The organism is Chimaeribacter coloradensis (assembly GCF_002858715.1).
GTDB classification, from domain to species: Bacteria; Pseudomonadota; Gammaproteobacteria; order Enterobacterales; family Enterobacteriaceae; genus Chimaeribacter; species Chimaeribacter coloradensis.
Map to the genome: position 1 here is coordinate 226,223 of NZ_PJZH01000002.1, position 18,690 is coordinate 244,912.

19 protein-coding genes are annotated in these 18,690 nt (G+C 61.2%); 10 read left to right on the forward strand and 9 right to left on the reverse strand.

All coding sequences use genetic code 11. The features are described from left to right. Position 1: 1 nt before the first annotated feature. Both secD and secF read left to right on the forward strand, forming a co-directional pair. Positions 2-1,849: a protein translocase subunit SecD gene (secD, locus tag CYR32_RS03310; RefSeq protein WP_101822562.1), complete on the forward strand. Its 1,848-nt coding sequence runs from the start codon at positions 2-4 to the stop codon at positions 1,847-1,849. 10 nt (positions 1,850-1,859) lie between these two features. Then, positions 1,860-2,828 carry a protein translocase subunit SecF gene (gene secF, locus CYR32_RS03315; protein WP_101822564.1) on the forward strand — a complete coding sequence of 323 codons (969 nt, stop codon included), beginning with the start codon at positions 1,860-1,862 and terminating at the stop codon, positions 2,826-2,828. Positions 2,829-2,881: 53 nt separating this feature from the next. On the opposite strand, the gene CYR32_RS03320 is transcribed toward secF, so the two are convergent. Then, the gene (locus tag CYR32_RS03320) at positions 2,882-3,484 is read right to left on the reverse strand and encodes a SadB/YajI family lipoprotein (protein ID WP_101822973.1); all 603 of its coding nucleotides are present in this window, start codon (positions 3,482-3,484) and stop codon (positions 2,882-2,884) included. Positions 3,485-3,680: 196 nt separating this feature from the next. Between CYR32_RS03320 and nrdR the strand changes: the two genes are divergently transcribed. From nrdR to pgpA, 6 genes are all read left to right on the forward strand, one after another. Next, positions 3,681-4,130, forward strand: a complete 450-nt coding sequence (gene nrdR, locus CYR32_RS03325) for a transcriptional regulator NrdR (protein WP_101822566.1) — start codon at positions 3,681-3,683, stop codon at positions 4,128-4,130. A gap of 8 nt (positions 4,131-4,138) precedes the next feature. Next, positions 4,139-5,287, forward strand: a complete 1,149-nt coding sequence (gene ribD / locus CYR32_RS03330) for a bifunctional diaminohydroxyphosphoribosylaminopyrimidine deaminase/5-amino-6-(5-phosphoribosylamino)uracil reductase RibD (protein ID WP_101822568.1) — start codon at positions 4,139-4,141, stop codon at positions 5,285-5,287. Positions 5,288-5,429: 142 nt separating this feature from the next. Then, positions 5,430-5,900, forward strand: a complete 471-nt coding sequence (ribH, locus tag CYR32_RS03335) for a 6,7-dimethyl-8-ribityllumazine synthase (protein WP_101822570.1) — start codon at positions 5,430-5,432, stop codon at positions 5,898-5,900. A gap of 20 nt (positions 5,901-5,920) precedes the next feature. Beyond that, positions 5,921-6,337, forward strand: a complete 417-nt coding sequence (gene nusB / locus CYR32_RS03340; protein ID WP_101822572.1) for a transcription antitermination factor NusB — start codon at positions 5,921-5,923, stop codon at positions 6,335-6,337. Between the two features lie 88 nt (positions 6,338-6,425). Next, entirely contained in the window at positions 6,426-7,403 is a 978-nt protein-coding gene (gene thiL / locus CYR32_RS03345; RefSeq protein WP_101822574.1) for a thiamine-phosphate kinase, read from the forward strand. A 68-nt stretch (positions 7,404-7,471) separates the two neighbouring features. Continuing rightward, positions 7,472-7,957 (forward strand): phosphatidylglycerophosphatase A, encoded by a 486-nt coding sequence (gene pgpA, locus CYR32_RS03350; protein ID WP_101822975.1) that lies wholly within the window; start codon positions 7,472-7,474, stop codon positions 7,955-7,957. A 58-nt stretch (positions 7,958-8,015) separates the two neighbouring features. Here pgpA and CYR32_RS03355 read toward each other — a convergent pair whose 3' ends face one another. The 4 genes from CYR32_RS03355 to xseB form a co-directional block, all read right to left on the reverse strand. Then, entirely contained in the window at positions 8,016-8,990 is a 975-nt protein-coding gene (locus CYR32_RS03355) for an aldo/keto reductase (protein ID WP_101822576.1), read from the reverse strand. Between the two features lie 131 nt (positions 8,991-9,121). After that, entirely contained in the window at positions 9,122-10,984 is a 1,863-nt protein-coding gene (gene dxs / locus CYR32_RS03360) for a 1-deoxy-D-xylulose-5-phosphate synthase (RefSeq protein ID WP_101822578.1), read from the reverse strand. Positions 10,985-11,017: 33 nt separating this feature from the next. Beyond that, entirely contained in the window at positions 11,018-11,947 is a 930-nt protein-coding gene (gene ispA / locus CYR32_RS03365) for a (2E,6E)-farnesyl diphosphate synthase (RefSeq protein WP_101822580.1), read from the reverse strand. A 5-nt stretch (positions 11,948-11,952) separates the two neighbouring features. Then, complete coding sequence (gene xseB, locus CYR32_RS03370; RefSeq protein WP_101822582.1) at positions 11,953-12,201, reverse strand: exodeoxyribonuclease VII small subunit; 249 nt, start codon at positions 12,199-12,201, stop codon at positions 11,953-11,955. A gap of 260 nt (positions 12,202-12,461) precedes the next feature. On the opposite strand from xseB, the gene thiI reads away from it, so the two are divergent. Continuing rightward, a complete protein-coding gene (gene thiI, locus CYR32_RS03375) occupies positions 12,462-13,910 on the forward strand; it encodes a tRNA uracil 4-sulfurtransferase ThiI (protein WP_101822584.1) in 1,449 nt (482 codons plus the stop codon). A gap of 62 nt (positions 13,911-13,972) precedes the next feature. On the opposite strand, the gene yajL is transcribed toward thiI, so the two are convergent. Continuing rightward, positions 13,973-14,581 carry a protein deglycase YajL gene (gene yajL / locus CYR32_RS03380; RefSeq protein ID WP_101822586.1) on the reverse strand — a complete coding sequence of 203 codons (609 nt, stop codon included), beginning with the start codon at positions 14,579-14,581 and terminating at the stop codon, positions 13,973-13,975. Continuing rightward, positions 14,544-15,455, reverse strand: coding sequence for a 2-dehydropantoate 2-reductase (panE, locus tag CYR32_RS03385; protein WP_101822588.1), 912 nt, complete (start codon positions 15,453-15,455; stop codon positions 14,544-14,546). The genes yajL and panE overlap by 38 nt, the downstream gene beginning before the upstream one ends. 197 nt (positions 15,456-15,652) lie before the next feature. Here panE and CYR32_RS03390 point away from each other — a divergent pair, with 197 nt between their 5' ends. Continuing rightward, the gene (locus CYR32_RS03390; RefSeq protein ID WP_101815624.1) at positions 15,653-16,144 is read left to right on the forward strand and encodes a YajQ family cyclic di-GMP-binding protein; all 492 of its coding nucleotides are present in this window, start codon (positions 15,653-15,655) and stop codon (positions 16,142-16,144) included. Positions 16,145-16,206: 62 nt separating this feature from the next. On the opposite strand, the gene CYR32_RS03395 is transcribed toward CYR32_RS03390, so the two are convergent. Continuing rightward, a complete protein-coding gene (locus CYR32_RS03395; RefSeq protein ID WP_165698171.1) occupies positions 16,207-17,574 on the reverse strand; it encodes an MFS transporter in 1,368 nt (455 codons plus the stop codon). A 219-nt stretch (positions 17,575-17,793) separates the two neighbouring features. Then, complete coding sequence (gene cyoE, locus CYR32_RS03400; RefSeq protein ID WP_101822592.1) at positions 17,794-18,681, reverse strand: heme o synthase; 888 nt, start codon at positions 18,679-18,681, stop codon at positions 17,794-17,796. Positions 18,682-18,690: the final 9 nt, after the last annotated feature.

An 18,690-nucleotide genomic window follows, 5' to 3' on the forward strand; every position in this document is an offset into this window, starting at 1 on the left:
CGTGTTAAACCGATATCCTTTGTGGAAGTATCTGATGTTGATCGTCGTGATCCTCATCGGTTTGCTTTATGCGCTTCCCAACCTTTATGGTGAGGATCCGGCTGTGCAGATTACTGGCGCTCGGGGCTCCGACGCCAGTATGGCCACGCTGGACCAAGTCAAAAGTGCACTAGAGAAAGACCAGATCGCGAGCAAGTCGATCGCCCTGGAAAACGGCGCTATCCTTGCGCGCTTCAAAGATACCGACGTTCAGCTGCGTGCACGTGAAGTGCTGACCAGCGTGCTGGGCGACAACTATGTCATCGCGCTGAACCTGGCGCCGGCAACCCCAACCTGGCTCTCTGCCATCGCAGCGGAACCGATGAAACTCGGCCTCGACCTGCGCGGCGGCGTTCACTTCCTGATGGAAGTGGATATGGAAACGGCCATGGGCAAGCTGCAGGAACAGACGATGGACTCCCTGCGCAGCGACCTGCGTGATAAAAGCATCCCTTACGCCACCGTCCGCAAGCTGGACAATAACGCCGTGGAAGTGCGCTTCCGTGATGCCGCCACCCGTGACAACGCCATCAGCTACCTGACGCCGCGCCACCGTGACCTGGTGCTGAACGCCTCCGGTGACAACGCCGTGCGCGTAGTGATGACGGATGAGCGCCTGCGCCAGTCGCGTGAAGACGCGGTGCAGCAGAACATCAACATCCTGCGCAACCGTGTGAACCAGCTGGGCGTGGCCGAGCCACTGGTACAGCGCCAGGGCGCTGACCGCATCGTGGTTGAACTGCCGGGCATCCAGGACACCGCGCGTGCCAAGGAGATCCTGGGCGCGACCGCCTCACTGGAATTCCGCCTGGTGAACACCAACGTTGACGCCACCGCTGCTGCTTCCGGCCGCGTACCGGGCGACAGCGAGGTGAAAAACACCCGTGAAGGCCGCCCGGTTGTGCTCTACAAGCGTGTGGTGCTGACCGGTGACCACATCACCGACTCCACCTCCAGCATGGGTGAGTACAACCAGCCGCAGGTCGACATCTCGCTGGACAGCGCAGGCGGTTCGGCCATGTCTAACTTCACCAAGGACAATATCGGCAAGCCGATGGCGACCCTGTTCGTGGAGTACAAAGACAGCGGCAAGAAAGACGCCAACGGCCGCGGCATCCTGATCAAGCAGGAAGAAGTCATCAACGTGGCGACGATCCAGTCCCGCCTGGGTAACCGCTTCCAGATCACCGGCATTGACGATGCGAATGAAGCCCGCCAGCTCTCGCTGCTGCTGCGCGCCGGGGCGCTGATTGCGCCGATCCAGATCGTGGAAGAGCGCACCATCGGCCCGACCCTGGGGATGCAGAACATCCAGCAGGGGCTGCAGGCGTGCCTGTGGGGCCTGGTCGCGTCCATCGTCTTTATGGTGGTTTACTACCGTAAGTTTGGTGTGATTGCGACGACCGCGCTGATTGCCAACCTGATCCTGATTGTCGGCATTATGTCCCTGCTGCCGGGGGCGACCCTGACCATGCCGGGTATTGCCGGGGTGGTGCTGACGCTGGCGGTTGCCGTGGATGCGAACGTACTGATTAATGAGCGTATCAAGGAAGAGCTGAAGAACGGGCGTTCCGTTCAGCAGGCGATCCATGAGGGCTATAAAGGCGCGTTCTCCAGTATTATTGATGCCAACGTGACGACGCTTATCACCGCCATCATTCTTTATGCGGTCGGCACCGGGTCGATCAAAGGGTTTGCTATCACCACCGCTATCGGTGTGGCGACCTCGATGTTTACATCCATCGTCGGAACCCGTGCCATCGTCAACCTGCTTTACGGCGGCAAACGCATCAACAAGCTGTCTATCTGAGGAGTGCGTTGTGGCACAACAATATACTGTTGAACAACTGAATTACGGCCGTAAAGTCTATGACTTTATGCGCTGGGACAACGTGGCGTTCTGTATCTCCGGCCTGCTGTTGATTCTGTCGGTGGTTATCATGGGCGTGCGCGGGTTCAACTGGGGCCTGGATTTCACCGGCGGGACCGTGATTGAGATCAGCCTCAGCCAGCCGGCAAACCTCGATACCCTGCGTGAATCGCTGGAGAAAGCGGGCTTTGCTGAGCCGGTGGTGCAGAACTTCGGCAGCAGCCGTGACGTGATTGTGCGGATGCCGCCGGTCACCGGCAATGCCGGGCAGGAGCTGGGTAACAAGGTGATCTCGCTGGTAAACAGCCAGATTGACAAAAGTGCCTCGGTTAAGCGCATTGAGTTCGTCGGCCCGAGCGTGGGGAACGATCTGGCGCAGGCCGGCGGCATGGCGCTGCTGGTGGCGCTGATCTCCATCCTGATCTATGTCGGCTTCCGCTTTGAGTGGCGGCTGGCACTGGGTGCGGTTCTGGCGCTGGCGCACGACGTCATCATCACCATGGGGATCCTGTCTCTGTTCCGTATCGAGATTGACCTGACCATCATCGCCTCGCTGATGTCGGTTATCGGTTACTCGCTGAACGACAGCATCGTGGTCTCTGACCGTATCCGTGAGAATTTCCGCAAGATCCGTCGCGGCAACGCTTACGAAATTACCAACGTGTCACTGACCCAGACCCTGAGCCGTACCATCATGACTTCCGCCACCACGCTGGTGGTGGTGCTGATGCTCTACATCTTCGGCGGCGCGCTGCTGGAAGGCTTCTCCCTGACCATGCTGATCGGTGTATCGATCGGTACCGTCTCTTCGATCTATGTGGCCTCGGCGCTGGCGCTGAAGCTTGGCATGAAGCGTGAGCACATGCTGCAACAGAAAGTAGAGAAGGAAGGGGCCGATCAGCCGACTATCCTGCGCTGATCCACACGTGCTCCCTGTTAAAAACCCCGCGCTGCGGGGTTTTTTTATGGGCGTTATGGGGCAGGCGGCGCGTTTTCCGGCGGGGCTGAGGCAGAAGCCGGGGCAAGCACCACATCCCGCAGCCGGACAAAGCCCAGCTGTTCCGGGGCCTGGCCGCTGAACCGCAGTTCAATCGTCTGTTCGGTTTTCGGCAGCAGGGAAGGGGTGACGCTCACCGGCTGGGAGAGCATATCCACCAGCAGCGGCTTGCCGGTGGTCGGGTCAAGCTGGCCCCAGTCCACGGTGGCGGTAAACGCGGGCAGGGCGGTGCCGGATCGCGCACGGATGTGCATCAACGCCTGCGTCCCGCTGGCTTCCGGCGCGATGTGGCTCAGGGAGATGCTGATTTCGCCTGCGGCGCTTTTCAGCGCAGCGGGGCTGTTGGCCGCCGGCAGCAGATAGACGCCATCGGTGGAGGTGCGGTTCAGCTGGCTCTGCTGTTCCAGCGCGGTCGCCTCATCGGTCAGCGCCTGAAGCTTCTGGTTAAGCTGCACCACCTCCGATTTCAGCTTCGGCACCTGCGGGTTTTGTGCACAGGCGCTTAACATAACCGCAGAGGCCAGCAGGGCAACGCGGCCCCACGGGCGGGGGCGGCGCACAAGGTAACTGATTGTCATCATGGTAATTTCCTTTTCCAGATCCACTCCTTACAGCGTAGCCCGCCCGGCGGGGAAAGTCATGCAAAACGCCTGCGCTGCCGCCGCCGGTTAATACAAAAAATAACCACGCCTCAACAAATGGGCATCAGCCTTTGTAGTCCGCAGAGTTCGCGGTAAACTGTTCACCAGTCAGTAATGCTAAGCAGGAAGTTCCATGCACTGTCCATTTTGTGCCGCCGTTGATACGAAAGTGATCGATTCACGCCTGGTTGGGGATGGCTCGCAGGTGCGCCGCCGTCGCCAGTGTCTGGTTTGCAGCGAACGTTTTACCACCTTTGAAGTGGCGGAACTGGTGATGCCGCGGGTGATTAAAAGCAACGATGTGCGCGAACCCTTTAATGAGGATAAGTTGCGTAACGGTATGCTGAAGGCGCTGGAAAAACGCCCGGTCAGCTCCGACGACGTAGAGATGGCGATAAGCCACCTTAAATCCCAGTTACGCGCCACCGGCGAGCGTGAAGTCCCGGCCAAAATGGTGGGCGGCCTGGTGATGGACGCGCTGAAGCGGCTCGATAAAGTAGCCTATATCCGTTTTGCCTCGGTCTACCGCAGTTTCGAGGATGTCCGCGAATTTGGCGAAGAGATCGCCCGCCTGCAAGATTAAGGAAGCCTATGCAGCACGATGAATTTTACATGGCGCGGGCCTTTGAGCTGGCACGTCTGGGGCGATTTACCACCACCCCGAACCCTAACGTAGGCTGTGTTCTCGTGCGCGACGGTGAGATTGTCGGCGAAGGCTACCACCTGCGCGCCGGGGAGCCGCACGCGGAAGTCCATGCCCTGCGCATGGCGGGTGATAAGGCGCGCGGTGCCACCGCCTATGTGACGCTGGAACCCTGCAGCCACCACGGGCGTACGCCGCCCTGCTGTGACGCGCTGATCGCCGCCGGGGTCAGCCGGGTGGTGGCCGCGATGCAGGACCCGAACCCCGAGGTCGCAGGCCGCGGCCTCTACCGACTGAAACAGGCCGGGATTGAGGTGCGCCATAACCTGATGCTGGAGGAGGCGGAAGCGGTGAACCGCGGCTTCCTGAAGCGGATGCGCACCGGCTTCCCTTATGTCCAATTGAAGATGGGCGCGTCGCTGGATGGCCGCACCGCGATGGCCTCAGGCGAAAGCCAGTGGATCACCTCGCCGGAAGCCCGGCGTGATGTGCAGCGCTTGCGCGCGGAGAGTTCCGCCATCCTCAGCAGCAGCGCCACCGTGCTGGCCGACGACCCGTCACTGACGGTGCGCTGGGAGGAGTTAAGCAGTACGCTCCGCCGGCGTTACCCCTCGCCGAACGCTGCCCAGCTCTCTGCGGCGCACCCGGCAGAGGCCGCCGACCTGCGCCAGCCGCTGCGGGTGATTATCGACAGCCAGAACCGCGTGACGCCGCAGCACCGGCTGGTCAGCCAGCCGGGCCACACCCTGCTGGCCCGCCTTCAGGCCGATGAGCAGCCCTGGCCGGAGCGTGTGGAGCAGTGGCAGGTGCCGGCGCGCGACGGGCGCGTTGATCTGGTGCTGCTGATGATGCAACTGGCAAAGCGCCAGGTGAATTCGGTGTGGGTCGAGGCGGGGGCCGGGCTGGCCGGGGCGCTGTTGCAGGCCGGCCTGGTGGATGAGCTGATCGTCTACCTTGCGCCGACGCTGTTGGGCGACAGCGCGCGCGGCCTCTGTACGCTGCCGGGGCTGACCGCGCTGGCGGATGCGCCGCCCTTCGCCTTCAGTGAAGTGCGCCAGGTCGGCCCCGACCTGCGGCTGCGGCTGAAACCGGTGTGACATCCTGGCTTTGCCTGCGCCAAACCACCGCGAAGAAATCGTTTGCCCGGCAGGGGAAATGAAAAGCCCCTGCGCAGGCAAGGAAAGAGTGTGATAGAATCCGCCCCCCTGCGGGATATTGAACCCAAATTAAGGAAAACGTATGAACGTTATCGAAGGTGCTGTTGCGACGCCTGGCGCACGTGTGGCGATTGCCATCGCCCGTTTTAATAATTTCATCAATGACAGCTTGCTGGACGGCGCCGTTGATGCCCTGAAACGCATCGGTCAGGTTTCTGAAGACAATATCACCATCGTTTGGGTCCCCGGTGCTTATGAGCTGCCGCTGGCTGCCCGCACGCTGGCCAATACCCAGCGTTATGACGCGATTATCGCGCTCGGCACGGTGATCCGCGGGGGCACTGCCCACTTCGAATATGTGGCCGGTGAATGCAGTTCCGGTCTGGCAAGCGTTGCCATGACCAGCGAAATTCCAGTGACCTTTGGCGTGCTGACCACCGAAAGCATCGAACAGGCCATCGAGCGCGCTGGAACCAAAGCGGGTAACAAAGGGGCAGAAGCTGCCCTGACCGCACTTGAAATGATCAATGTCATCAAGGCCATCAAGGCCTGAATTTAGTTAAGGGGATTTCCGTGAAACCTGCAGCCCGCCGCCGCGCCCGTGAATGTGCCGTCCAGGCACTTTACTCCTGGCAAGTGTCTAAAAATGACATTGCCGACGTTGAATTACAGTTCCTGGCTGAGCAGGATGTCAAAGATGTCGACATTGCCTATTTCCGTGAGCTGTTGTCCGGCGTGGCAGTTAACGCGGCCAGCCTGGATGCCCTGATGGCACCGGTGTTGTCCCGCCAGCTGGAAGAGCTGGGCCAGGTGGAGCGCGCGGTACTGCGTATTGCGCTGTTCGAGCTGAGCAAGCGTGAAGACGTCCCCTACAAAGTGGCGATCAACGAAGCGATCGAACTGGCGAAAACCTTCGGTGCCGAAGAGAGCCACAAGTTTGTTAACGGCGTGCTGGATAAAGTCGCCCCGACAGTGCGTAAAAAACGCTGACGAGCCCGCAGGTTTCCTGCTGATTATCTGAACGCCACAAGGCCGGTTATCCGGCCTTTCTTATTTATCTCACGCGTTGGAATTGACGATGGCAAACGGTGAATTTGACGTCATTGCCCGTTACTTTGACCGGTTTAAGCATAGCCGCCGGGATGTGCAGCTGGGCATTGGTGATGATTGTGCCCTGCTGACGGTAGCGGAGAAACAGGTGCTGGCGATCAGCACCGACACGCTGGTGGAAGGGACGCATTTCCTGCCCTCTATCGATCCGGCCGATCTCGCCTATAAAGCACTGGCGGTAAACGTCAGCGATCTGGCGGCGATGGGGGCCGATCCGGCCTGGTTGTCGCTGGCGCTGACGTTGCCGAAGGTGGATGAGCCGTGGCTGGCCGCCTTCAGTGACAGCCTGTTCGAGCAGATCAACTACTACGGGATGCAGCTGATCGGCGGCGACACCACCCGCGGCAACCTGAGCCTGACCCTGACGGTACACGGCCTGGTGCCCGCCGGGCGCGCCCTGACGCGCAGCGGCGCGCGGGTAGGGGACTGGATCTACGTCAGCGGCACCCTGGGCGACAGCGCCGCCGGGCTGGCGCTGCTGCAAAACCGCCTCACGGTCAGCGACGACGCCGACCGCCGGGCGCTGCTGGCACGCCACCTGCGCCCCCAGCCGCGGGTGTTGCAGGGGCAGGCGCTGCGCGATCTCGCCAACGCCGCCATCGATATTTCCGACGGCCTGATCTCTGACCTCGGGCACATCCTCAACGCCAGCGCCTGCGGCGCGCGCATTGACCTGGATGCGATCCCTTACTCTGACGCCATGCGGCGGCAGGTAGATCCGGAGCAGGCGCTGAAATGGGCGCTGACCGGCGGCGAGGATTACGAGCTCTGCTTTACCGTGCCGGAGATTAACCGCGGGGCGCTGGATGTGGCCCTCCACCACACCGGTGCGCCTTTTACCTGCATCGGCCAGCTGGCCCCGCAGTCTGAGGGCATCCAGTACCTGCGTGATCACCGGCCGGTTGAGCTGGACTGGCATGGTTTCGATCACTTTATGGACCAATAGTCATGGCAAAACCGATGAAAGCGTCGCTGCAGGCGACGGAACAGGCGTTGGACGACGCCATTGACCAGATGGACGCGGCGAAAAAGCGGCTGCGGATGCGCAACCCGTGGCACCTGCTGGCGACCGGGTTCGGCAGCGGCCTGTTCCCGTGGGGGCCGGGCACGGCGGGGTCAGTGGCGGCGATCCCGTGCTGGATAGTACTGACTTACCTGCCGTGGCAGGTCTACTCGATGGTGGTGATGTTCAGCATCTGCATCGGCGTTTACCTCTGCCACCAGACCGCGAAAGATATGGGCGTGCACGACCACGGCAGCATTGTCTGGGATGAGTTCGTCGGCATGTGGATCACGCTGATGGCGATCCCGGTGCGGAGCTGGCAGTGGGTGCTGGCCGGGTTTGTGGTGTTCCGGATTTTCGACATCTGGAAGCCCTGGCCGATCCGCTGGTTTGACCGGAATATTCATGGCGGCATGGGCATCATGATAGATGATGTGATCGCCGGGGTGATTTCCGCGCTGGTCATCTACCTGATTGGCCACCACTGGCCGTTCTGACCGGTGAGAAAAAGAAAACGGGCGCCTGCGCCCGTTTTTTTATGGCCGTGGAACGGGGTCACTTGAACCCGGTCACCGCATGGGGCTGGTAGGCGCGCTCAAGCGCCGCGATCTCGTCCGCCGTCAGCGACAGATCCAGCGCGGCGACCGCATCCTCCAGGTGCCCCGGCCGTGAGGCACCGATAATCGGCGCTGTGACCACCGGCTTGCTCAGCAGCCAGGCCAGCGCGACCTGCGCGCGCGGCACGCCCCGCGTTTCAGCAATGGCGGCCACCTGGGCCGCGATCTCCGCATCCGCCGCGTCCGTGGCAGCGTAAAGGCTTTTGCCGTACTCGTCGGTTTCTGAACGGGCGGTGGTTTCGCCCCAGGGGCGGGTCAGGCGGCCGCGTGCCAGCGGGCTCCAGGGCAGCACCGCGATGCCTTCCTCCGCGCAGAGCGGGTGCATCTCCTTCTCCTCTTCGCGTTGCAGCAAATTATACTGATCCTGCATCGAGACGAAGCGCGCCCAGCCCTGTTTGCGTGAGAGATCCAGCGCCTGGCGGAACTGGGAGGCATGCATCGACGACGCGCCGATAAAGCGGACTTTGCCCGCCCTGACCACCTCATCCAGCGCCGCCAGCGTCTCTTCAATCGGCGTGTCGTAATCCCAGCGGTGGATCTGCAACAGGTCGATATAGTCGGTGCCGAGGCGCGTCAGGCTGTCATCCACCGATTGCAGGATCGCCGCACGGGACAGGCCGCCTTTGAGGTTGCTGAGGGGGAAAAAGACTTTGGTTGCCAGCACGATCTCCTCGCGCCGGGCGAAATCACGCAGCGCGCGGCCGACAATCTCTTCGCTGCTGCCGTCGGAGTAGCTGTTGGCGGTATCAAAAAAGGTGATGCCCGCCTCGATGGCCTGTTTCAGCAGCGGGCGGCTCTGCGCCTCCGGCAGTGTCCAGGGGTGGTTACCGCGGGACGGCTCCCCATACGTCATGCAGCCGAGGCACAGGCGTGACACCTTCAGGCCGGTGCTGCCCAGCGTGGTGTATTTCATGGTGATCTCCGGGATAGGTAAACAAATCAGGGCGATTGCCTAACTTTAGTTGGCCTGGGCGGGGATAGCGAACCGGGAAAGGTAACAAAAAAGGAAAAACGGGCGCACAGGGCGCGCGCCCGCAAACATCATCAGGCCAGCCAGTCCTGGATGCGGCGCTCAATACCAGCGGCATCCAGGCCGTAGTCCGCGCGCACCTCTTCCTGCGTACCCTGCGGGATGAACTCATCCGGCAGGCCGAGGGTCAGCACCGGCACCAGGCAGCGTTTTGCCATCAGCAGTTCAATCACCCCGCTGCCCGCGCCGCCCATGATGGCGTTCTCTTCCAGCGTCACCAGCACCTCATGGCTGGCGGCCATCTCCAGCACCAGCGCCTCATCCAGCGGCTTGACGAAGCGCATGTCCACCAGCGTGGCATTCAGCGCCTCCGCGGCTTTCTGCGCCTCCGGCAGCAGGGTGCCGAAGTTGAGGATCGCCACTTTTTCGCCTTCACGGCGCACCACGCCTTTGCCGATCGGCAGCATCGTCAGCGGCTCGCAGACCGCCCCGGTGCCGTTGCCGCGCGGGTAGCGTACCGCCACCGGCCCGTCAGCGTAATGGTAGCCGGTGTGCAGCATCTGGCGGCATTCGTTCTCATCGCTGGGGGTCATGATCACCATGTTCGGGATGCAGCGCAGGAAGGAGAGGTCAAACGCCCCCTGGTGGGTCTGGCCGTCAGCGCCGACAATGCCGCCGCGGTCAATGGCGAACAGCACCGGCAGCTTCTGGATCGCCACGTCGTGGATCACCTGGTCGTAGGCGCGTTGCAGGAAGGTGGAGTAGATCGCCACCACCGGCTTGTAGCCGCCAATCGCCAGCCCGGCGGCAAAGGTCACCGCGTGCTGTTCGGCAATCGCCACATCGAAATATTGCGCCGGGTACTCGCGGGAGAATTTCACCATGCCGGAGCCTTCGCGCATCGCCGGGGTGATCGCCATCAGCGTGTTGTCCTGCGCGGCGGTTTCGCACAGCCAGTCACCAAAGATTTTGGAGTAGGTGGGCAGGCCGCCCGCGCTTTTCGGCAGGGTACCGGTGGCCGGGTCAAACTTCGGCACCGCATGCCAGCTGATCGGGTCATTTTCCGCCGGGGCGTAGCCTCTGCCCTTTTTGGTCATGATGTGCAGCAGCTGCGGGCCTTTCAGGCCGCGCATGTTTTTCAGCGTCTGCGCCAGCGCCTGCACGTCGTGCCCGTCCACCGGGCCGATGTAGTTAAAGCCCAGCTCCTCAAACAGCGTGCCCGGCACCACCATGCCTTTCAGGTGCTCTTCGGTGCGGCGCATCAGCTCTTTGATCGGCGGCAGGCCGGAAAGCACCTTTTTGCTGCCTTCACGCAGGCGTGAATAGAGTTTGCCGGAGAGCAGCTGCGCCAGGTGGTTGTTCAGCGCGCCGACGTTTTCAGAGATCGACATCTCGTTGTCGTTCAGGATAACGAGCATGTCGGAGTTGATGTCCCCGGCATGGTTCATCGCCTCGAACGCCATCCCGGCGGTGATCGCCCCGTCACCAATCACGCAGACGGTGCGGCGGCCTTTGCCTTCGCGCTCCGCCGCCACCGCCATGCCCAGCCCGGCGCTGATGGAGGTAGAGGAGTGGCCCACGGAGAGCACGTCATAGTCGCTTTCATCGCGCCACGGGAAGGGGTGCAGCCCGCCTTTCTGGCGGATGGTGTTGATGCGGTCACGGCGGCCGGTCAGGATCTTGTGCGGGTAAGCCTGATGGCCCACGTCCCACACCAGGTGGTCGAACGGCGTGTTATAGACGTAATGCAGCGCCACCGTGAGTTCCACGGTGCCGAGGCCGGAGGCGAAGTGGCCGCTGGACTGGCTGACGCTGTCGAGCAGGTACTGACGAAGCTCATCACACAGCTTGGGCAAACTTTCTTTCGGCAACAGGCGCAGCTCTTCGGGAGTGTGCACCAGGGCCAGTGTCGGGTAATTAGCGAGATTAAGACTCATCAGATACTCGTATCAGAGGGTTTACGATACTCATCAGTTATCGCGTTCAATAATAAAACTGGCCAGCGCCTGTAAAGGGGCAGTGTTATACGATTCGGCCGCGAGCGGGGCCAGGGCGGCGAGGGCATCCTGATACAGGTCCCAGGCTTTGGTCTGTGCCTGTTCCAGCCCCAGCAGGGCAGGGTAGGTGCTTTTGCCCAGTTGCTGGTCAGCGCCCTGCCGCTTGCCGATCTTATCGGTATCGCCAATCACATCCAGAATATCGTCCTGCACCTGGAAGGCGAGGCCGATGGCCTGGGCATAACGGTCCAGCAGCGGCAGCGCCCGGCGGCCCGGCTCACCGGCGGCGTAGGCCCCTAACCGGACAGCCGCGCGGATCAGGGCGCCGGTTTTATGGCGGTGGATCTGCTCCAGCGCTGCCAGGCCCACCTGTTGGCCCTCGGCGGCCAGGTCAAGCGCCTGCCCGCCGGCCATCCCGGCGGCACCGCTGGCGGTCGCCAGTTCAGAAAACATACTTAATCTATCATGGATAGCCACGCCCGGCATCGGCGCATCGGCCAGAATGGAAAATGCCAGGGTTTGCAGCGAATCACCGGCCAGGATGGCACACGCCTCACCAAACTTCTTATGGCAGGTGGGCTGGCCGCGGCGCAGGTCGTCGTCATCCATCGCCGGCAGATCGTCATGGATCAGGGAGTAGGCGTGGATAGACTCCACGGCCGCAGCGGGCGCATCCAGCGCGTCGGCCCTCAGCCCGAACATCTCACCCGTCGCGTAGACCAGGTAAGGGCGCAGGCGTTTGCCGCCCAGCAGCGCACCGTAGCGCATCGCCGCGGTCAGCTCGGGATCGGGGCTGTGGCGCGCGGCGATGTAGCCGTCCAGCGCCTGATCAATACGTTGCTGGCACGCCTGAAGGCGCGCAGGGAAATCGGTCACAGCCGCCTGTGAGTCGTCGTGGTCCATAAAAGTTACTCAGCTTCCGGGGTAAAGGGGGCCAGCGGGGCGTCAGGATCGTTATCGTTCTCCAGCAGGATCTGTACCCGCTGTTCGGCCTGTTGCAGGGTTTGCTGCCCCTGACGTGCCAGTTGCACGCCGCGTTCGAATTCGTTCAGCGCCTCTTCCAGCGGCAGATCACCAGACTCAAGACGGGTAACGATCTGCTCCAGCTCGCCGAGGGCGGCTTCAAAATTGGCGGGTGGTACGGCTTTTTTTGGCATAGTTCTCTTTTACTGTCATAAGTTGGGCGGCGCGGCCGGTGGCATCACACCGCGCTCAGCGCAGGGCGCAGGCATGGGTATTATTGATCGCATAAAGTGCATGGTTTTGCGCGCAGCCTATCCTGTAATGATGATATACTGCGCGGCTTGAACAGTAGGGGTACGGCACAGGGCCCGCCCGCTATGACTCACTTTCTGATTTTAGATCGTTATTCACACACTGACGACCTACTCATTCACACCTTAAATGAAAGACCGCCATGAAGTTTATCATTAAATTGTTCCCGGAAATCACCATCAAGAGTCAATCAGTGCGTTTGCGCTTCATTAAGATTCTTGCCAGCAACATCCGCAACGTGCTGAAGGACCTGGATGAGACGCTGGCGGTGGTGCGCCACTGGGATAATATCGAAGTCCGCAGCAAAGATGAAAGCAAGCGTGATCTCCTCTGTGACGCCCTGACCCGTATCCCGGGTATCCACCATGTGCTGGAAGTGGAAGAGCGTAACTACACCGATCTGCACAACATCTTTGAGCAGACGCTGGAGGCGTACCGGGCTGAGCTGGAAGGGAAAACCTTTTGCGTGCGCGTGAAGCGCCGCGGCAAGCACGAGTTTACCTCCGGCGACGTGGAGCGTTACGTCGGCGGCGGCCTGAACCAGCACATCGACTCCGCGCGCGTGAACCTGACGCAGCCGGAAATCACGGTGAAGCTGGAGGTCAATGATGACAAACTGGTGCTGATCAAGGCGCGCCACACCGGCCTGGCGGGCTACCCGATCGGCACGCAGGAAGATGTGATGTCCCTGATTTCCGGCGGGTTTGACTCCGGCGTCTCCAGCTACATGCTGATGCGCCGCGGCTGCCGCGTCCACTACTGCTTCTTCAATCTCGGCGGCGCGGCCCATGAGATTGGCGTGAAGCAGGTGGCGCACTACCTGTGGAACCGTTTCGGCAGCTCGCACCGCGTCCGTTTTGTGGCGATTGATTTCGAGCCGGTGGTGGGTGAGATCCTGGAGAAAGTGGATGACGGCCAGATGGGCGTGGTGCTCAAGCGCATGATGGTGCGCGCCGCGTCGCAGGTAGCGGAGCGCTACGGCGTGCAGGCGCTGGTGACCGGTGAGGCGCTGGGGCAGGTTTCCAGCCAGACCCTGACCAACCTGCGCCTGATCGACAACGCCAGTGATACCCTGATCCTGCGCCCGCTGATCGCCCACGACAAAGAGCACATCATCAAGATTGCGCGTGAGATCGGCACCGAAGATTTTGCCAAGACCATGCCGGAGTACTGCGGCGTGATCTCCAAAAGCCCGACGGTGAAAGCGGTGAAAGGCAAGATCGAGGCGGAAGAGGCGCTGTTCAACTTCGAGATCCTTGACCGGGTGGTGAGCGAGGCGAAAAACGTGGATATCCGCGAAATCGCTGAGCAGACCCAGGAGCAGGTGGAAGAGGTGGAAACCGTCGCGGCCTTCGCGCCGACCGACGTGCTGCTGGACATCCGCTCCCCGGATGAGCAGGATGACCGCCCGCTGGCCGTGAGCGACGTCGAGGTAAAACCGCTGCCGTTCTACAAACTCAGCACCCAGTTCGGCGATCTCGACCAGAGCAAAACCTACCTGCTCTATTGCGATCGCGGCGTGATGAGCCGTTTGCAGGCGCTTTACCTGCGCGAGCAGGGCTTCGGCAACGTGAAAGTCTACCGCCCGTAACGCACCGGGCAGGGTAAAAAAACCGGGTTGCCGTAAGGCACCCGGTTTTTTTATGGGGACGATCACGCCTGGGCAGGCAGGTGATCCTGGTAATCGTAGATGCCCGGTGCCAGCACCAGCTGGGCCGCCACTTCCGCCGCCTTCGCTTTCCCCAGCAGCAGGTCAATCAGCTTCAGGGAGAAATCCATCGCGGTGCCCGGCCCCTGGCTGGTCAACAGCTTCACGCGCGGGTCGTAAACCACGCGTTTGTCCATCCACTTCTCCGGGCTGATCTTCTCTTTCAGCGCCGGGAAGCCGGTGATGTTGGCGATCGGGAAGAGCTGGTGGTGCTCCAGCACCAGCGCCGGAGCCGCGCAGATCGCCGCCACCAGTTTGCCGCTGGTGTGCATCTGGCGCACCTTTTCCACCAGCAGCGGGCTGTCGCGGAAGCATTCTGCGCCGGGCGTGCCGCCGGGCAGCACAATGGCGTCGTGCGGGTCATCCGCCACCGCCACCAGCGTGGTGTCCGCCAGCAGGCGCACCCCGCGTGAACAGACGATCTCGCGTGCGCCATCCCCGGCGACGCTGGCGGTGACCACCCTGGCCCCGGCGCGCACCAGCAGGTCAATCACCGTGACGGCCTCAATCTCTTCGCTACCAGGTGCCAGACAGACCAGAACGGTTACGCTCATACTCACTTTCCTTCTGTTTAATGTGTTCGAATAACCGGGTGTTCTCCGGCAGGTGCAGGCCGTGGCGACGGGCGCGGCGCAGCAGGTAACCGGTAATATAATCGATCTCAGTGTGGCGCTGGGCGCGGACATCCTGCAGCATTGAGGAGTGGTTGGCGGCGGTGCGCTCAATCACGTCATAGACATAGGCCAGCAGGGTGTCGGTGGCGGTATGGAACCCCTCAAACACCATCACCTGCGCCGCCTCCCGGCAGAGGCGCTCGATCTGTTCCGGGTAGGCGGTCAGCCCGCCGTTGGGGCAGCCGTAAATGGCGGTAAGCGGGTTAATCACGCAATTCACCACCAGCTTTTTCCAGTTGGCGGCGGCAATCGCATCGTGCCAGGCGACATCCGGCAGGGCGTGGTGCAGCGTCTCTGCCAGGTGGCTCATCGCCCGCCCGCGCGGCGAGGAGGGGCCGATGTGGGTTATGCCCCGCGCCACATGCAGGATGGTGTTGCCGTCGCGCCGGGCGGCGTGGGTCGTCACCCCCTGCAGAATCGGCAGGGTATTGGCGGGCAGTTCATCCTGCGTGCCCATGCCGTTGTGCAGCAGCAGCAGGGTGCAGTCGGGGTGGAGCTGCGGCAGCAGCGGGATCAGTGCGCCGGAGACCTGCCACGCCTTGAGCGTCACCAGCAGCAGTTCGCTCTCTGCCAGATGCACCGGGTCATTGGCAGGCAGGGTGTGGTTATGGGCGGTGCCGTCTTCGTCGATGACGTTGACCAGGCAGAAGGGCTGGGGCACCCGCAACCAGCCCTGGACATCATGCCCCTGGCGGCAGAGGGCGGAGAGCCAGACCTGCCCCAGCGCGCCACAACCCAGTACGGTGATTTTCATGTTTCCTCCCTTGGCCATGAGCGGCAACCGGTGCGGCTCTTCCGGCAGGCCCGCCTATCCGGGAGTATAGACTTTCCTGCCACTGGCGCGGGCAGTATGCCGCCTGCGCTGCCGCCATGCCAGAGGCAGCCGCGATTTTGCATCCGGCGGGGAAGCGGTTATCATGCTCGCCATGTCGGGTTAAGGGAGAAATGACAATGCCATCTTTCGATATTGTGTCTGAAATTGATATGCAGGAAGTCCGCAATGCGGTGGAAAATGCCAGCCGTGAGCTGACCAACCGCTGGGATTTCCGGAATGTGCCGGCCAGCTTTGAGCTGAACGAGAAGAACGAGTCGATTAAAGTCGCCAGCGAGTCTGACTTCCAGGTCAACCAGCTGATTGATATTCTGCGTGAAAAGCTGAGCAAGCGCGGGATTGAGGGCGGCGCGCTGGAGATCCCGGAGCAGATGGATCACAGCGGCAAAACCTACAGCGTGGAGGCGAAACTGCACTCCGGGATTGAAGCGGCGCTGGCGAAAAAGATCGTGAAACTGATCAAAGACAGCAAGCTGAAAGTCCAGGTGCAGGTGCAGGGTGAAGAGGTGCGGGTCACCGGCAAAGCACGTGATGATTTGCAGAGCGTGATGCAGCTGGTGCGCGGCTCCGATCTGGGCCAGCCGTTCCAGTTTAAGAATTTCCGCGACTGATCGCGACACCGTAACGAAAAAGAGCCGCATCAGCGGCTCTTTTTTTATGCCCAACGGGCGGCTCAGGCCACGTCGACCAGCTGCTCCAGCGTTTGCCGGTTGGTGATTTTGCTGTCGATTTTAATGTAGGCGCTGCGCTCTTCCGGCACCACCACCACATCGGCCACGCCCGGCTGTGCACGCAGCCGGGAAGCCAGCGCTGCATCATTCACGGCCAGGTCAGAAAGCATGATGCGCAGGCTGCTGACGTAGGGCGGCTCCTGCATGGTCGCGCTGACCAGGAACCAGACCAGGGCGATCGCCGCACAGGCCATAAACACTGCGCCGGCCCCGGCCAGGCCGAAGATCCAGCCGCCTAAACTGCCGCCGATCGCCACGCCGATAAACTGGCTGGTGGAGTAAACGCCCATCGCCGTGCCTTTGTAACCGGCCGGGGACTCTTTGCTGATCAATGACGGCAGGATCGCTTCCATCAGGTTAAAGGCGAGGAAGAAGAGCTGGATGCCTGCGATAATCACCCAGAGGTGATGGCCGCCGGCAGACCAGAGCACCAGCTCGGCCAGCAGCAGCACCGCCACACAGCTCATAAACACCTGCTTCATGCGGCGTTTCTTTTCGGCGTAGATGATGAACGGGATCACCGCGACGAACGAGGTCAGCATCGTCACCAGGTAGACCTTCCAGTGTTCGCTGGGCGGGAAACCGGCCTGTTCCATCACCCGCGGCAGCACCACAAAGCTGGACATCAGCAGAATGTGCAGGCACATGATGCCGAAGTTGAGCTTCAGCAGTTTGCGGTTGCCCAGCACCTTGGTGAAACTCCCTTTGACCATGCTGGATTCGCGGTTCAGCACATGGCGGGAGGCGTTGGGCACCACCATCAGCGTAATGGCGATGCCGCACAGCGCCAGCAGGGCGATCATCCAGAACAGGGCGTGCAGGCCCAGCGCGTGGGTAATGATCGGCCCAAGCACCATCGCAATCGCAAAGGTGATGCCGAAGCTGATGCCGATAAACGCCATCGCTTTGGTACGGTTCTGTTCACGCGTCAGGTCTGAGAGCAGGGCCATCACGGCGGCGGCAATCGCGCCGGAGCCTTGCAGGGCGCGGCCCAGGATCACGCCCCAGATGGAGTCCGTCACGGCGGCGATCACGCTGCCGAATGCAAAAATGCCTAAGCCGAACACAATCAGCGGCTTGCGGCCGATGCGGTCAGAAAGCAGGCCAAACGGGATCTGGAAAATCGCCTGTGCCAGCCCGTAAATGCCGATCGCGATACCGATCAGCGCTTCGCTGGCACCGGAGAGCGCCATGCCGTAGGTCGTCAGCACCGGCAGTACCATAAACATGCCGAGCATCCGTAAAGAGAATACTGTCCCTAATCCCCATGTCGCCCGGCTTTCCAGCGGGGTCATTTGGTTATCTTTCATTACCACCTCAAAATGACAAACTGCGTCATTGTAGTGTTGTTAAGGCATTGCGGTAAATCGCCGGATGTTTAGCAGATATTACCGTCAGGTTGCTCCTGAAACCATCAAGGCAAGCAGGCAGAAAAAACAGAGAGGAAGGGCGGAGAGGGCAGGGGAGGGGGGCAAAAAAAAAGTGAAGTGCCGGGGCACTTCACTTGATCAGATGCGCGGCGGCGCAGGTTACCAGACGTACGTCAGCAGGGTGCCGGTCGCCGGGACATTGAAGTCCACGGACATCATGACGCTCAGCGAGGTAATCGCCACGATAGAGAAGACGAACAGTTTGCGCGCCCAGACTTTATCGTTAGAGGTTTTGTACCCACGCAGGGCCATGCCCAGCCACCAGACGCTCACCGCGGCTGCCACCACCAGGTATTTATACCCGGCGTAGCCACCCAGCGAGAGCATCACGGTTGCCACCATAAACGCCAGGATATAGAGCGTGATGTGGTTCTTCGCGACCGAGATGCCTTTCACCACCGGCAGAACCGGGATGTTGGCAGCCTGATAATCCTTGAAGCGGAAAATCGCGATCGCGTAGGAGTGCGGCATCTGCCAGAGGCTGAAAATCAGCAGCAGAATCAACGCACCGGCATCAAACTCATTGCTCACCGCGCAGTAACCAATCACCGGCGGCGCAGCGCCGGAGAGGCTGCCAATCAGCGTGCCGTACACAGAGTTACGCTTCATGTAGAGGCTATACACCCCGACATAAATGATGAACCCTGCCAGCGCCAGCCACATGGACAGCGCATTGGCTGCGAAATAGAGCAACGCGCCGCCGGCAATACCCAACAAGGTCGCATACACCAGGCTGATTTTCGGCTGAATAAGGCCCTTCACCAGGACCCGGTTCTTCGTTCTCTCCATTTTCTTGTCGATGTCGCGGTCAATGTAGTTGTTAAATACACAGCCCGACGCGACAACCAACGAGACGCCCACCAGGGTAGCGAGGAAGAGGGGGTAATCAATGTTCCCTTTGGAAGCAAGGAGGAACCCCCCGACGACAGAAATTAAATTACCGAAAATAATTCCTGGTTTTGTTACTTGCAGGTATTGCTTAATCATCGTGCAACT

Excerpts from the sequence above, each read along its gene's own strand:
- CYR32_RS03320 (WP_101822973.1), bottom strand. The coding sequence starts at position 3,484 with ATGACAATCAGTTACCTTGTGCGCCGCCCCCGCCCGTGGGGCCGCGTT.
- nrdR (WP_101822566.1), top strand. The coding sequence starts at position 3,681 with ATGCACTGTCCATTTTGTGCCGCCGTTGATACGAAAGTGATCGATTCA.
- ribD (WP_101822568.1), top strand. The coding sequence starts at position 4,139 with ATGCAGCACGATGAATTTTACATGGCGCGGGCCTTTGAGCTGGCACGT.
- ribH (WP_101822570.1), top strand. The coding sequence starts at position 5,430 with ATGAACGTTATCGAAGGTGCTGTTGCGACGCCTGGCGCACGTGTGGCG.
- thiL (WP_101822574.1), top strand. The coding sequence starts at position 6,426 with ATGGCAAACGGTGAATTTGACGTCATTGCCCGTTACTTTGACCGGTTT.
- pgpA (WP_101822975.1), top strand. The coding sequence starts at position 7,472 with ATGGACGCGGCGAAAAAGCGGCTGCGGATGCGCAACCCGTGGCACCTG.
- CYR32_RS03355 (WP_101822576.1), bottom strand. The coding sequence starts at position 8,990 with ATGAAATACACCACGCTGGGCAGCACCGGCCTGAAGGTGTCACGCCTG.
- dxs (WP_101822578.1), bottom strand. The coding sequence starts at position 10,984 with ATGAGTCTTAATCTCGCTAATTACCCGACACTGGCCCTGGTGCACACT.
- ispA (WP_101822580.1), bottom strand. The coding sequence starts at position 11,947 with ATGGACCACGACGACTCACAGGCGGCTGTGACCGATTTCCCTGCGCGC.
- xseB (WP_101822582.1), bottom strand. The coding sequence starts at position 12,201 with ATGCCAAAAAAAGCCGTACCACCCGCCAATTTTGAAGCCGCCCTCGGC.
- thiI (WP_101822584.1), top strand. The coding sequence starts at position 12,462 with ATGAAGTTTATCATTAAATTGTTCCCGGAAATCACCATCAAGAGTCAA.
- yajL (WP_101822586.1), bottom strand. The coding sequence starts at position 14,581 with ATGAGCGTAACCGTTCTGGTCTGTCTGGCACCTGGTAGCGAAGAGATT.
- panE (WP_101822588.1), bottom strand. The coding sequence starts at position 15,455 with ATGAAAATCACCGTACTGGGTTGTGGCGCGCTGGGGCAGGTCTGGCTC.
- CYR32_RS03390 (WP_101815624.1), top strand. The coding sequence starts at position 15,653 with ATGCCATCTTTCGATATTGTGTCTGAAATTGATATGCAGGAAGTCCGC.
- CYR32_RS03395 (WP_165698171.1), bottom strand. The coding sequence starts at position 17,574 with ATGAAAGATAACCAAATGACCCCGCTGGAAAGCCGGGCGACATGGGGA.
- cyoE (WP_101822592.1), bottom strand. The coding sequence starts at position 18,681 with ATGATTAAGCAATACCTGCAAGTAACAAAACCAGGAATTATTTTCGGT.